Annotated in this window: 13 protein-coding genes; 1 reads left to right on the top strand and 12 read right to left on the bottom strand. The window is 40.1% G+C overall.

Annotation, left to right across the window (positions count from 1 at the left end):
• Positions 1 to 6 precede the first annotated feature (6 nt).
• Positions 7 to 1062 carry an ABC transporter permease gene (locus GMD1S_RS01195; RefSeq protein WP_000280270.1) on the bottom strand — a complete coding sequence of 352 codons (1056 nt, stop codon included), beginning with the start codon at positions 1060 to 1062 and terminating at the stop codon, positions 7 to 9.
• Positions 1063 to 1446: 384 nt separating this feature from the next.
• Between GMD1S_RS01195 and GMD1S_RS01190 the strand changes: the two genes are divergently transcribed.
• Complete coding sequence (locus GMD1S_RS01190; RefSeq protein WP_001276165.1) at positions 1447 to 1731, top strand: DUF3270 domain-containing protein; 285 nt, start codon at positions 1447 to 1449, stop codon at positions 1729 to 1731.
• A 64-nt stretch (positions 1732 to 1795) separates the two neighbouring features.
• Here GMD1S_RS01190 and GMD1S_RS01185 read toward each other — a convergent pair whose 3' ends face one another.
• The 11 genes from GMD1S_RS01185 to GMD1S_RS01135 all read right to left on the bottom strand — a co-directional run bounded on the left by GMD1S_RS01185 (position 1796) and on the right by GMD1S_RS01135 (position 13384).
• The gene (locus GMD1S_RS01185) at positions 1796 to 3133 is read right to left on the bottom strand and encodes a sensor histidine kinase (RefSeq protein WP_000482349.1); all 1338 of its coding nucleotides are present in this window, start codon (positions 3131 to 3133) and stop codon (positions 1796 to 1798) included.
• The gene (gene ciaR, locus GMD1S_RS01180; RefSeq protein WP_000590635.1) at positions 3123 to 3797 is read right to left on the bottom strand and encodes a two-component system response regulator CiaR; all 675 of its coding nucleotides are present in this window, start codon (positions 3795 to 3797) and stop codon (positions 3123 to 3125) included. Before ciaR ends, GMD1S_RS01185 begins: the two co-directional genes overlap by 11 nt.
• Before the next feature lie 109 nt (positions 3798 to 3906).
• A complete protein-coding gene (locus GMD1S_RS01175) occupies positions 3907 to 6453 on the bottom strand; it encodes a M1 family metallopeptidase (RefSeq protein WP_001149141.1) in 2547 nt (848 codons plus the stop codon).
• Between the two features lie 120 nt (positions 6454 to 6573).
• Entirely contained in the window at positions 6574 to 7014 is a 441-nt protein-coding gene (locus GMD1S_RS01170; RefSeq protein WP_000188825.1) for an ASCH domain-containing protein, read from the bottom strand.
• On the bottom strand, positions 7011 to 7859 hold the full coding sequence (locus GMD1S_RS01165; protein WP_008276044.1) for a putative PEP-binding protein: 849 nt from the start codon (positions 7857 to 7859) through the stop codon (positions 7011 to 7013). The genes GMD1S_RS01170 and GMD1S_RS01165 overlap by 4 nt, the downstream gene beginning before the upstream one ends.
• Before the next feature lie 41 nt (positions 7860 to 7900).
• A complete protein-coding gene (locus tag GMD1S_RS01160) occupies positions 7901 to 8629 on the bottom strand; it encodes a GNAT family N-acetyltransferase (RefSeq protein WP_000418697.1) in 729 nt (242 codons plus the stop codon).
• A 7-nt stretch (positions 8630 to 8636) separates the two neighbouring features.
• Complete coding sequence (locus GMD1S_RS01155) at positions 8637 to 9116, bottom strand: NUDIX hydrolase (protein WP_000403326.1); 480 nt, start codon at positions 9114 to 9116, stop codon at positions 8637 to 8639.
• A gap of 10 nt (positions 9117 to 9126) precedes the next feature.
• On the bottom strand, positions 9127 to 9825 hold the full coding sequence (locus GMD1S_RS01150; protein WP_000198455.1) for a 3-oxoacyl-ACP reductase: 699 nt from the start codon (positions 9823 to 9825) through the stop codon (positions 9127 to 9129).
• Positions 9818 to 10054, bottom strand: coding sequence for a DUF2829 domain-containing protein (locus GMD1S_RS01145; protein WP_000141924.1), 237 nt, complete (start codon positions 10052 to 10054; stop codon positions 9818 to 9820). Before GMD1S_RS01145 ends, GMD1S_RS01150 begins: the two co-directional genes overlap by 8 nt.
• 113 nt (positions 10055 to 10167) lie before the next feature.
• Positions 10168 to 10983: a hypothetical protein gene (locus GMD1S_RS01140; RefSeq protein ID WP_000749426.1), complete on the bottom strand. Its 816-nt coding sequence runs from the start codon at positions 10981 to 10983 to the stop codon at positions 10168 to 10170.
• 148 nt (positions 10984 to 11131) lie between these two features.
• Positions 11132 to 13384: a glucosaminidase domain-containing protein gene (locus GMD1S_RS01135; protein ID WP_000832902.1), complete on the bottom strand. Its 2253-nt coding sequence runs from the start codon at positions 13382 to 13384 to the stop codon at positions 11132 to 11134.
• Between the last annotated feature and the right edge of the window lie 18 nt (positions 13385 to 13402).

Genomic DNA, 13402 nt, shown 5'->3' with positions numbered 1-13402 from the left:
TCCTTATCATTCTGCAATCGCAGTAATCGGGTCTACCTTTAGCAAGCGTGGAAGTGAAATGACACCACCTAGAAGGGCCATCAAGGAAATTACCAAGCTTAGGACAGAGTAGGCTATCCAACTTGGATAGAAAAAGAAGGTAGCTGGTAAGACTAAAATCACTCCTCCGATTGCCAGCAAGGCTAAAGCAATCCCCATACCAGCTAGGAGGAAGATTTGACAGAACAGAGACCATACAATGGTTTTGATCTGTATCCCCTGAGCCCGCATTATTCCATAAAGGCCTAGTTTTTGGATGGTAATGATATAAACAAAAATTCCCACAATCAAGCCTGTAATGACAATCATAGCAAGAATCATTCCTGAAAATACATTAACCTGAGGTGTGTAACCAGGAATTTTCGATATCATTTTTGGAATGGAAATCTGTTTCAATCCATCGCCAGACACTTCTATGTCATTTTTCAATACCAAGGCAGAGACGGAACGATTGGCCTTCAAGGTTCCTTGTAAGGTCCAATAAGTTGTCAGACTCGTAAAGACAACAGGCTCTGTGAAAAATTTATTTCCTTGAGTCAGGCCTACAATCTTGTAACTTGTCTCGCTTCCATTGAGCTGAATGGCATCACCTAGCTTCATCCCATAGTTCTCAAAAGACTGATCCACGACAACCTCATCATCTCTTTCAGGATAACGACCCTCCGTCAAACTAGGAGAGATAAAAGAGTCCCAGTCTTGAGCAAAGATGGAAACGTTGATCTTTTCACTACCATCGACTAGATTGGTCACAGCGAACATATAGCCCAATGGAGCAGCCTCTTCAGAACTCTTTTCCTTGTAGTCCTTTTCAGGAATAAAGGATGCCGTCAAATTATCATTTGCGTAGTCGGATAAAACGACACCCGTCGCTTTCCAATTATCAATAGCTGCTCGGTTGTTTCGCACAAGACCAAGAGCTAGACTGGTCATAAAAAAGACCATAAAAGCGATAAGAAAAATGGTAGTTAGAATCAAACTATATCGAAGTTTGTTTCGTAATATCTCTTTGATAGCAAGATACATGCTTATCTCCTTTTACTTTTCCCAGAGGTAGTTTAAAAGCCACCCAGTCCAATAGACAGAATCTCTGTCTTATCATCCATTCAAAACAACTCCTACCAATACTCTTCAAAAGTATCCAGGTAGCAACTCAACAAATTATCTTAGGAAAAAGCCTCAGCTTGCTATCAATTTATATAAGTTATCCTTTCCTTTCTCAGTATATTTATAATAGAGAAGGTTAGGTCATCTGTTTTAAGTGTAACATCCATGCTACCATTTTCCCTTGTAGGTGTCAAGAGAGCGACTTAGAAGATGATAAGAGACTTTAGTAGTTTTGTAACAAATCTGTAATAATTCTCTGCATAAAAAATGATAAAATAGTTATGTACTGTTAAGGAGAGAATCATGTCCGCAAGAAAACTAGAAGCTTATGAGTTTGAACAAGCTCCCGAATCAAATCAAACTCCGCTTTATCAAGATTATACACCAGAAGCCCCAGTCGGCCCTAACCTAAAAGAGATTTTATTTTTTGTAAATATCGCTTGTTTCTGTATTTTTATGGTGCTTTTTAGCTTTATCTTTTTAGCCTTAAAATTAAATACAGCTTTATCATTTATCGCTGCTATGGCAACAAGCTTCGCCCTTTTACAACTTCAACGAAAGATAATGAAACGAAAACTTTCAAAATAAAGGTTGGTACTACTACCAACCTCTTTTCTAGTTATCTAAAAAGACAGTTCTATAACTGTCTTTTTTATTTATTCTTTCGTTTTGAAGGAGATTGGATGGCAATCTTAACTTCAAAAATTGTTCCTCTAGGTTTGTTATCTTTTACGGTAATCGTTCCTCTTAAGGCATCTACGATTTGCTTGGCCAAAGATAGTCCCAGGCCGAAACCACCTTTCTGACGGGTTCTTGCCTTGTCTACACGATAAAAACGGTCAAAGATTTTCTTCTTATCGGCAGCTGAGATTCCAATTCCATTATCCGTCACTGTAAGATAGAGGTGGCGATCTGTAGCATGAACTACAAACTCAATCTTGCCATCTTCTTCAGTATACTTGATGGCATTATCAAACAAGATAGTCATGAGTTGTTTTAAGAGCAACTGATCGGTCATGAATGGACGGTAAATTCGATTTTCATAGTTGAAAACACGATCATTTTCAGAAGCAATCAACTCATAGTTGGCAAAGGTTGTTTTAAAGAATTGTGGAGAAACTTCTGCTATTTCTGGTTTGATTCCATCATCGCGACGTGCAAGGTTGAGAAGATTGGTCGTGAGGAAACGCATATTGCGAACCTCTTCAAGACTGGAAGCGATACTTTCGCTGGATTCCATGATTGTTGCCTCTGGTTTTCGAAAGAGATTCTCTAAACGATTTTGTAAAACGGCCAAAGGCGTTCTCAGTTCGTGACTCGCATTTTCAACAAAGGACTTCTGCTTTTGCATGCTTTCCAGTAGCGGTTTGACACTGACACGTGCCAGGTAAACACTGGCAATTAAAGACAGGAGCCAGAAACTCGCCATCACTACAACAATTAAATGCTCGTGTTTTTGGCTGATTTGCTCAAGCTGGCTGGTATTGATTAGAACCGCCGCATATTTGACATTACTTGATACGGTGGAAGAGTTGGTTTCCATCAAGACCATTCGATAGGTTTCTTCCTGACCATAGCTGTTGAAAACTTGGATTTGCCGAATATGATTCAACTCTTTCTTGTCCAGCTTGATCTTATCCAAACCTAAAAAGCGATTGCCCAGTAAGAGTTGGTTAAAATCTTTGTCAAAGAGCAAGACTTCCGTATTGGAGCTGACATTGGGCTTGATTTCAGCCTTGCTGGCATCCGCTGTTGCGGGTTGGATATCCTTGACCTCTTCAGTTGCCCGATTAAGGGCTAACTGGATAACCGCTTGGGGACTACTACTAAGGGCTTGTAGTTTTTCATCTACAGAGGTGTAGAGACTCGAATGCATGACCTGAAGGATAATCAAGGTCATAGCAGAGAAAATCAAGGTGAACACTCCAAAGTTTCGAATGAAATAGCTAAAATCATCCGCATACCATGTTTTTTTTAATTTATTGAACATCTTTTAAAATATACCCGACACTACGCAAGGTTTGAAGATTTTCAGCAAAGGCTGTACCCTTCAGTTTCTTACGAACTTTTGAAACATAGACTTCTACAACGGAAATAGTCGTATCGCTATCAAATCCCCATAGACGGTCAAAAATTTGTGTCTTGGGAAGAATAACATTTTGATTTTGAAGGAAGTAAACCAATAACTCAAACTCTTTTCCGAGCAGTTCCACAGGCGTGTCTTCCACCTTCACTTCATTCGTTGAAAGATTGACGACTACATCCCCATAGGTCAAGGTATTTTCGTTAAACTTTCCTGAACGCTTGAGAAGGGCTTGAATCCGCATTTTGAGTTCTTCTAGGTAGAAAGGTTTGGTGAGATAGTCATCCGCTCCCAACTCAAAACCATGTCCCTTGTCATCCAAACTCTCTTTGGCAGTCATGATAAGAACTGGTGTCGTAATTCCTTTTTCTCGCAACTCTTTCAAGACTTGGAAACCATTTTTTTCAGGCAACATCAGGTCAAGCAAAATCAAGTCATAAACGCCACTTTCAGCTTCGTAGAGCCCTTCTTCTCCATCAAAAACCTGCATGACATCTGCAAAATCATCCAAAAAGTCAAATACTGAGTTTGACAGACCTAGGTCATCTTCTACTAATAAGATTTTTATCATCAGAAACTCCTCCTTGTTATGATTATTATACCAAAATTGCCTTAAAAAAAACTCAACTCTCTCTTCTTTTAAGATAGAAAGTTGAGTTTTTGTTTACATTTTGAACGAATTAAGCCTTGCCATATTGGGCTACAACAGCTTCGACTGCTGCTTTCTCACGCTTAATCAAGTCAACACGCGCTGCGATATCCTTGATCCCCATGCGGATATTACGGCTAAGAGCTAGGTCAGAAAGTTGCGGTTCAAAGAATTCCTTATACTCAGCCAAGCGTTCTTCTGTTTTAAAGATGTGTGATGGGAAGATGACAAAGCTATCAAAGCTCATATCCCCACCAAGAGCTGCCTTGATCCAATCCCAGTTTTCACGCGCCCATACCCAAACAGTTTCTTGAGTTGTTTGGTGTCCGAGGAATTGGAGGTACCATGAAGAAAGGTCTTGTGGTTTCACCACAAATTTGTCCTTCCATGAACGAATCAAGGTTTGGATATTGTCAGCATCTGTACTGTAGGCTAGAGCAGCTGCCAACTGGCGTTTGAAGACCGCATCCGTCGCATGAGTGTAGAGGTCCAGATAAGTTGCGACCAAGTCCTTGGTCTCATAGTGTTTCATTTCATTGATAAGAACTTGTGCACGGATGGCTGCTGGAAGTCCTGCAAGGTTCTCCTTGTGAGCTGCAAAGATTTGGCTAGCGACTTGACTAGCTTCTGCATCATTGGAGCGAATCATCATAGAAACGGCCAACTGACGAACCAATTCATCCTCATCTGATTCTCCGTCTTTGGCTTCAAAGCCAAGACGGTCATAGTTATGACGAGCCAATTTAGCAACCAGACTGTTAAAGGCTTTCTCAGCTTCTGTACCTTCATCAATAAAGCGTTCAAGGGCAGAAATTACTTGAGAAACAGCTGAAACAACAAGGTAAGACTCTTCCTTAGAAAGTTTATCAAGGACTGGGAGCAAGTCAGCATAAGAAATGTGACCCGCTTCAGCAAGCAAACGGCGTTCTTGAACGATTTGTAATTTGCTTGTGTTATCAAGTGTCTCTAGCTCAGCAAGAACGGCATCTAACAAGTCTCCTTGATAGTCTGTAATGTAGTGGGCAGTATTTTCAGTGTTAAGACGAAGAGCTGTTTTATTTTCAGCAAGAAGAGCGGCATAGCCAGGGATTTCGATGCTTTCAGTTTCAAGTGTATCTGGTAGGCCTTTCCAGTTGCTGTTGAGTGGCACCACCCAGAGACGGTTCTTGTCTTCATGCTCACCGATGAAGAATTGTTTTTGCGAAATCTTCAAGACGTCATTTTCAACTTTGACAGTGAGAACTGGGTATCCAGGTTGTTCCAACCAAGAATCCATGAAGGCTGCAACATCACGTCCTGATGCTTGTCCGAGAGCATTCCAAAGGTCTCGACCAATGGTATTGCTGTATTGGTGTTTTTCAAAGTAAGCATGCAAGCCTTTAGCGAAATCCGCATCACCGAGCCAACGGCGAAGCATGTGCATGAGACGGCTTCCTTTGGCATAGACGATAGCGCCATCAAAGAGGGTATTGATTTCATCTGGGTGTTTAACTTCAACGTGAACAGACTGAACGCCATCCGTCGCATCGCGTTTAAGCGCAGCTGGAACACCACCTGTTTGGAAGTCTTCAAAGATATTCCAACTTGGCTCGATGGCATCCACACAGACGTATTCCATCATGTTAGCGAAGCTTTCATTAAGCCAAAGGTCATCCCACCATTTCATAGTCACGAGGTTTCCAAACCATTGGTGAGCCAACTCATGTGCTACAACTAGGGCAACTTGTTGACGGCTAGCAAAGGTTGAGTTCTCATCCACAACCAAGTAAACTTCACGGTAAGTCACAAGACCCCAGTTTTCCATGGCACCTGCTGAGAAGTCAGGAAGGGCGATGTGGAGCGATTGAGGAATTGGATACTTAACTCCGTAGTAATCTTCGTAAAACTCGATTGAGCGAACGGCGATGTCTAATGAGAAATCAAGGTTAGATAGTGGATGGGCTTTGGTTGAGTAAACACCTACGAGGGTACCGTTTTTAGTTTTAGCGGTCACCCCTTGCAAATCACCAGCGACAAAAGCCAACAAGTAAGAAGACATGCGAGGTGTCGTTTCAAACTTCCAGATGCCTGTTTCCTTGCGGTTTTCCACATCGATTTCAGGCATATTTGACAAGGCCACTTCACCTTCTGCTTGGTCAAAACGTAGAGCGAGGTCAAAAGTTGCTTTGGCTTCAGGCTCATCCACACATGGGAAGGCTTCACGCGCAAAATGGCTTTCAAACTGAGTAGACAAGACTTCCTTCTTGATACCATCAACTGTGTAGTAAGAAGGGTAAATCCCTGTCATGTTGTCTGTAATTTTTCCTGAAAAAGCAATGACCAATTCAACTTGACCAGCCTCAGCCAATTCGATATGAAGGGCTTCATTGTCATGGTCAACTGTAAATGGACGAGCTTGACCCGCAACTTCTACAGAAGCGATTTCCAAGTCTTTTTGGTGAAGGGAAATACGGTCACTCTGTGCTTGACCAGTGATGGTCACCTTCCCAGAAAAGGTCTTGGTCTCACGACTCAAGTCTAAAAATAAATCATAGTGTTCAGGAACAAATTGCGTAATAAAATGTTCTACTGCTTGCATAGTTTTCTCCTATTCTAAGTTTAAGAGTTTTACTCTTCTTCAAACAAACTTATTATATCATGTTTTGCTTAAGAAAAAAGGATTGGACGGTGATTTCCAAAACTTTCTTCCTTCTGCAGTCTAGAGTGGGTAGACTTTGCGAAATTCTTCTAAAACAACCTTGCTGTCAGGAGTAAAAGTCAGTCCGGTTTCCCTCATCCACTCGGTGAAAAAATCCTCATGAACCTGACGCCAATAGGCTAGGGATTTGTCACCTTCCCCTTCCTTATAGGCATGGTCGGCAGAAACTTGATGAAAAGGCTGAACGGAGACCTTGGTAATTTCGACAATGCAGACAGCCTGATCTTGACTGTCTAAAATGACATCGAAGGTCCCTTCTTGTGGAAGAGGTTCGTCTTCTAGTGCGTAGAGGTCGTAAGCTGAGGCGGTTGCAGTCTTTTCGCCTCTTAGAACCAAGTCGGCCAAGAGATCTGCTTCCACTCCAAAAGCCCAGGCATCTATCTCATCTCCAATCGTGGGGTTAATTTGCTTGTAAATATTCCACATTTCTTGCGGTGTCATAGTTTGCTCCTTTGTAATTTTTTACTTACTTCTTTTATACGTTTGAGATGGTCTGGATGATCAATCTCTAAATTAAAAATCTCTGGAATAGAACTGTAGTGGATAATACACTTGATACCCGTCTGATTCATTTTTTGTATGAAAGAAGCATTCAGATAGCCTGCTACAGCAAAGTCAATCTTTTTCATCCTTGCTTTATCCTGCATATCTCTCAGCATATCTAACATTATTGGACTTTCCATATCATGCCATTGACTATTTCTCACAGTCGCAAAAACAAAAGAAGTCAAATCATTCATTCCAACTACAATCTTTGAAATACCAGTTTCCAGTATCCTGTCCAAGTCAAAATAAGCTGACGGTAACTCAATCATTGTGCCGACTTTTCCAGTAAAACCATGCTCACGCAATACTCTAATAGCTTGTTTTAACTGCTCAGCATCATTGATAAAAGGAAAAATAACAGATAGATTGGGATTTGTTTGATAAACTTCTGTAACGACATGTGCTTCAGCCTGAAATTCTTCAGGACACGCCAGCAAGCGCCTAGTTCCTCTATAACCAAACAAGGGATGATTTTCATCAAAATGCTCTTTAGTCCCCTCTAAACAATTAGCTTCTGTATTTGTTAACTCTGAAAAACGATACCAAACCTCTTCATCTGAGTACAAGGAGCAAATGGTATCTAGATAATCTTTTACAAATTGCTGACAACTTGCTAATAGGATGTTTTGATTAAGCTCTCTCAACAAATATTCCCCACGAATCATACCAACATGATGCAATAATTGAGGGTAAACTTTTTCAACAATTTGTTCGCCACTAAGAGCAAGTTGGTTTTGCATAGCCATTCACCTCGTCTTAAAACATACAATATCAGATATCATTATATGATACCTTCCTCTAGTTCAAAAGCTTCATAAGGTTCAAATAACTCATATCCTAAAAATTCTGCTACTTTTTTGGAAGCCTCGTTATGAGCATCCCAAAGTGGAAACATATCTCTATTTAAACTCTCCAGAATCATTGTAGCACCAAGCTTTTTAGCAAATCCATTTCCTTGTTCGTTTGGTCTAGTTGCAACTTCCACTTCAACTGCTCCACGGTAAACTAACCCTGAGGAAATCCCAGCAATCAGTTCATTATTTTTAAGAATCACAAAGCCAAATCCACCCTTTAAAACAAAATCCTGATAGGACTCAAAATCCCCCTGTAAATCTTGTGACCATTCTTCCTCAGAAAAGCAGTTATAAATATGATTATCAATAGGCACAATATTGTAATCTTCCTCTAAGTGAGTAACTAGACCATTTAGAAATTCAACTTGAAAATTTGCCTTATCTTTAAAAGAATAGCGAGTAAAAGAATTTAGCTCCACTTTCCGATGTAGAAAATCTTGCCAATTAGTATCTTCTGAAATAATAATCTTATAATCTAAACCGTATTTCCTAACAAAATCTTCCCAAAATCTGGAATCCAACTCCCCTGCTAGGTATAGAAAATTTCCAACATCATAAAAGCTTGTTGTCCTATCACTGTTTCGGTAGACAGTTCCGATTTGAGATTTAAGACCATAAAGAACCATATTTTTCTTCCATGTTTTAAATAGTTCCATTATCCCCCTACTTCACCTTCCAATTCATATACAAGGTCTTGTCCAGCTCTGGAAATCCTAATAATTCAGACTTAACCTTCAAGACTAAGGGCGAAGCATTTTTTTCTGTGATCTCTTGAATATCCATCCAAACATATCCGAGCGAATCATTCGCACCATCAGAGACAACTTCCGAAATCGTAACTTGAGCTTCCTTCTCGTTGACCTCAATATCATAAAATGCCATGATATGGTGAACCATAAAATTTTTTAACTCTTCCCTGACGAAAACATCGTAGATTCGAGGATTGGAGTAGTTTCTAACAGTAAAGCCCGTCTCTTCCATAACTTCTCTAATCAGCGTTTCCGTCAATCCTTCATCAAGTTGCTGACTACCACCAGGTAGATCATAACGATGTTGATAAGGGCCTCTCGTTTTTTCAATGCAGAGTAACTTCCCATTTTCAAAGCAAACAGCATAGACTCCAAAGTGTTTTTTGATTTCCATTCAACTCCTCCTACTTCAAACTCCAACCACCATCAATGGTCAGGATTTGTCCTTGCATGGCGCTCGCTTTTCCACTTGCTAAGAAAAGGCTAATCTCTGCTACTTCCTCTGGCTCAATCCAGCGCTTGATTGGCGTTTCACTAGCTACCCAGTCTGCTAATCCACCGGGTTCAAAGTCCGCAGCGGTCATAGCTGTCTTGACTGCCCCTGGAGCAATCCCAAAGACCTGAATACCAGTCTCAGCATAGTCTAGAGCCAACTGCTTGGTAAAGCCAGCTAAGGCGTGCTTAGACGAGGTATAGGCGTGACCACCTCCGCCAGCTAGACTTGAAGCAATCGAACACATATTGATGATGATTCCTTTTTTATTTTCCAACATTTGTGTAAAATAATGCCGAGTCAACTCAACAGGAGTCACGTAGTTGATTTCAAAAATCTCTTGAATTTCCTGCGCTGATTGTTCCAATAAGGGTTTGTAAGCATCCAAAACTCCTGCAGTATTGCACAAAACATCCACCCGAGGGCACCAGTCAAAAACAGGTTTCAAGTCCAAGGTCAAATCTCTCTGTAAAAAGTAGAAATCACCCTCTAAGAGTGGATTTTCACCTTGGTCCACTCCATATACTTGATACCCCTTCTCTAAAAAGAGTCGGGCTTGAGCCAGACCAATCCCTGAACTCACTCCCGTAATCAATACACGTCTAGTCATGCACTTCTACCCAATCCGTCGCCAAAACATCACAAGGTGTCGGGCTCCACATGGAAAAACCTTCCCCTTCTCCAGACACGTTGATGAGGAAATAAGGCGTCACTTCAAGTGCAACCCCGTTTTGCTCGATAGTGTCAAAGAGTTGGACATAGTTTTCAGCCCCTCCCCAACCAGTTCGTACATATTTTTTCTTGTCCTTTAACCCAGGCAGGATTTCTTCAAAAGTCATGTTGTTCTCCTTTAATGCTACATTCTTCATTTAATTATAACAAAAAACCGTTTTCCAACGGCTTTTTGACTGTATCTTAGTTCAATAAAACAAATAGCTATCCAATTTTTTAATTATTTCAGTTCAATTAATTTATTGTAGATTTTCTCAGTCAGTTCTTTCTGTTGCGCTCCTGTTAAATGGTGCGAAGTGCGAATTAATATGGTTCCATAAACATAGTGGGATCCCGGATTTAAAGCAGTTCCATCAAAAGCACTAATATAAGTATTGCGCTTTTCTGCATCTTCTTTTGTCTTATAAACTTCTATATTTCCACCAGCATCATTACCTTTTTGAACAATATCTGAGCCTTCTACAGATTCATTCACTTGCTTGTCAACGAAATATACAGACGCTGTATATCCTCCTTGTTTATTTAATTTTTTATTAGGGTCATTATCCTCCGTAACAGATTGTACTCCAGTAATTGATTCAATTTCTTTGAGTCTTTCTTCAATAAAAGAACTAGAAGGATTTGTAATTTGTTTTAATTGAAGAATGCTATTTTGATAGTGAGTCAATTTTTCAGACAAATTCTTTTTTGTTTCACTATAATCTAATGGTTGACTTAATTCTTCAATTTGCTTCTCAATCTTAGCAGTCGCTTTCTCCATTTCTGGTTCTTTACGAAGTGAATCTTTGCTATCCTTTATAGTTGATTTCAATTCTTCCAATGTCTTAGAATCAAGAGGTTCTTCATTATTCTCAATAACCTTTTCAGCCTCAGCTATTTGATCTTCAACTTCTTTATTCTTTTCATTTAAATCCTTTACTACATCTTCAAACTTAGTTACAACAGCTTGATGAGGCACATAGGATAAGAAATAGTATCCTGTTGCCAAACCTAAAGCAATAAAAGTAATAAGCCCAACAATCATTGATTTCTTCATTTTAAACTCCTTAATTTATAAGCAATCTCTTCTATATTTTAATATATTGTTTTAAAAATTTCAAGTTTAAAAAGCTATAGAATCAACTTATTGCCAGATATACAAAAACGATAACCACTTCTCAGTAGTTACCGTTGATTTCTTTTGATTAGTCTTTCCCACCAAGTTTGCTGTTGATGGTCATCATGATGCTGGCTATCTTCTCACCCCAGTACGGATCGGAAGCATAGCGAACATTCATTCCAGTTGCCTTGTTTCCAAGGTGGTCTCTACCATAGTCAATGTAATTTTCACGAATCCACTTGGCCGCTCCAAGAATTCCTTTGTCCACATTATCAAAGCTCTTGGCTGAGAGATATGGGCTAGTATCATAAGCAGCAATACCAAAGAAGTTGTTCTTATCTCTGGCAATTTGACTACGTCCCCACGCACTTTCAAGAGCGCTATGTGCCATCAAGTAAAGGGCATTGACACCGTAGCGTTCCTCAGCTTCTTTGAAAGTCGCTCCTTTACCTGCTAGAGGACTATCCTGCAAGTTCATCATCGAATACAGTTTATCCAATTCAGCTGCACTATAATTACTTGGTTCTCTTAAGTTTTTATAGAGGAAAGGATTTTTAATGGTAAAGCCATCAAAGTGCTCTCCATCAGTTGAGTAGTACTTCTTACCAATAACCATAGCAGAGGTGTGTGGAGCTACTTTGATACTCGTATATGGAGAGAGTTCATGGTAGAGGAATTTCCCATCACTAGTATAATGAGGGATAAACTCGCTACCTTCATCTACTGCTGTCAAATCACTTTGATTCATATAGCCAGACAAGCCAGAAATCGAAACTGCAAGTCGGCCGCCTTTTCGCGTCGAGCTATCCAGTGAAACAATGCTTCCTTGGTTAATGTAACTCAAGATTTCTCCAGATGCACTATAGACATAGGCAGTGATTGGTTTAACTTTGTAATATTTGGTTTTATCCGCAACATGCCATCTACCAGAAGCATCCAAGGTATGACCATCCACAGTTTCATTTTTTGCCATATAACCGCCTGATTTAAGGTAATACCATGATTGGTCGGATGAATCGTAGATTAATTCTTTCTCAGCCATCTTTCCATTTGACTTGAGGTAGAACCAGTTGTTCTTGTACCATACCCACTCACTCGCAGCCATATAACCACCAGATTTGAGATAGTAGTAACCATTATCCCAGAGCCATTCTTTATTGGCATAATTTCCATCAGAGTTGATATAGAACCAAGAGTTATAATTCTTGTCAAAGAGCCACCCTTTGCCAGCTTTTGCTCCACTGCTCGTCACATAACTGCGGTCAATCCAAGTTTCCATAGAGAGGTAGCCGCCTGATTTGAAATGGTAATCCTTGCCTTTGATGGTTTGCCAACCTTTTTCAGCATAGGTTCCGTCAGCTTTCAAGTAAAACCAAGAGTTATAATTCTTGTCAAAGAGCCATTCCGATTTCAATTTAGCTCCACTCTTCGCAACATAGAAGCGATCTATCCAGCGCTCGGTAGAAAGATAACCGCCTGATTTGAAATGGTAATCTTTTTCTTTAATCGTTTCCCAGCCTTTTTCGGCATAGGTTCCGTCAGCTTTCAAGTAAAACCAAGCATCATAATTCTTATCAAAGAGCCATTCCGATTTCAATTTAGCTCCACTCTTCGCAACATAGAAGCGATCAATCCAACGTTCAGTAGAAAGATAACCGCCTGATTTAAAATGGTAGTCCTTCCCATCTATAGTTAACCACCTATTTTCAGCATAGGTACCATCTTGTTGAAGGTAGAACCAACTGCTATAGTTGTCATCATAAATCCAGGCTTGTTTAACCTTATTACCATTTTCTGATATATAGCTTTTACCAAGCCAAGCATTTTTCAGCATTTTACCTTGTGAATTGATGTAGTACTGGTTCTCACCTTGAGTGATCCACTCATCTTTGGCCATTTTCCCGTCTTCTTTAAGGTAATATTTTTCTTGACCTTGTTGAATCCATTCTTTTTGAGCTTTCTGACCATCAGACTTTAGATAATACCAGGATTCTTTTTCCTGATTAAATACCCACTGTTCCTTTGCTTTAGCACCACTTTCAGTCACATAGTACTGGCCAACCCACGTTTTCGTAGCTAATTTTCCAGCTTCGTTAAAATAGTAATCTTTACCACCAACTGTCAACCAGCCATTTTCTGCACGTTGACCATTATCTTTAAGATAAAACCAGTTCTGATGCGTTTGGTCAAAAAGCCATTGCTTGGTTGCTGGTTTCCCGTCTGCTTTGAGGTAGGTCTTTCCTTGCCAAGTCCCCTCTTCTGCTTTTGCTGTGTCCACTACAGTAAAAAAACACCCCAATAAGCCAGCACTTACTAGGGCCACTTTCCATCGTTTCATTTAAATGCTCCAATAACG

The sequence above is a fragment of the Streptococcus sp. GMD1S genome (assembly GCF_000296875.1).
Classification (GTDB): domain Bacteria; phylum Bacillota; class Bacilli; order Lactobacillales; family Streptococcaceae; genus Streptococcus.
Note: the sequence above shows the minus strand (reverse complement) of the source record. Positions and strands in the feature narration are given on the sequence as shown.

Bases quoted from the DNA above. Each gene is read 5' to 3' on its own strand.
- GMD1S_RS01195 (WP_000280270.1), bottom strand. From the start codon at position 1,062: ATGTATCTTGCTATCAAAGAGATATTACGAAACAAACTTCGATATAGT.
- GMD1S_RS01190 (WP_001276165.1), top strand. From the start codon at position 1,447: ATGTCCGCAAGAAAACTAGAAGCTTATGAGTTTGAACAAGCTCCCGAA.
- GMD1S_RS01185 (WP_000482349.1), bottom strand. From the start codon at position 3,133: ATGTTCAATAAATTAAAAAAAACATGGTATGCGGATGATTTTAGCTAT.
- ciaR (WP_000590635.1), bottom strand. From the start codon at position 3,797: ATGATAAAAATCTTATTAGTAGAAGATGACCTAGGTCTGTCAAACTCA.
- GMD1S_RS01175 (WP_001149141.1), bottom strand. From the start codon at position 6,453: ATGCAAGCAGTAGAACATTTTATTACGCAATTTGTTCCTGAACACTAT.
- GMD1S_RS01170 (WP_000188825.1), bottom strand. From the start codon at position 7,014: ATGACACCGCAAGAAATGTGGAATATTTACAAGCAAATTAACCCCACG.
- GMD1S_RS01165 (WP_008276044.1), bottom strand. From the start codon at position 7,859: ATGCAAAACCAACTTGCTCTTAGTGGCGAACAAATTGTTGAAAAAGTT.
- GMD1S_RS01160 (WP_000418697.1), bottom strand. From the start codon at position 8,629: ATGGAACTATTTAAAACATGGAAGAAAAATATGGTTCTTTATGGTCTT.
- GMD1S_RS01155 (WP_000403326.1), bottom strand. From the start codon at position 9,116: ATGGAAATCAAAAAACACTTTGGAGTCTATGCTGTTTGCTTTGAAAAT.
- GMD1S_RS01150 (WP_000198455.1), bottom strand. From the start codon at position 9,825: ATGACTAGACGTGTATTGATTACGGGAGTGAGTTCAGGGATTGGTCTG.
- GMD1S_RS01145 (WP_000141924.1), bottom strand. From the start codon at position 10,054: ATGACTTTTGAAGAAATCCTGCCTGGGTTAAAGGACAAGAAAAAATAT.
- GMD1S_RS01140 (WP_000749426.1), bottom strand. From the start codon at position 10,983: ATGAAGAAATCAATGATTGTTGGGCTTATTACTTTTATTGCTTTAGGT.
- GMD1S_RS01135 (WP_000832902.1), bottom strand. From the start codon at position 13,384: ATGAAACGATGGAAAGTGGCCCTAGTAAGTGCTGGCTTATTGGGGTGT.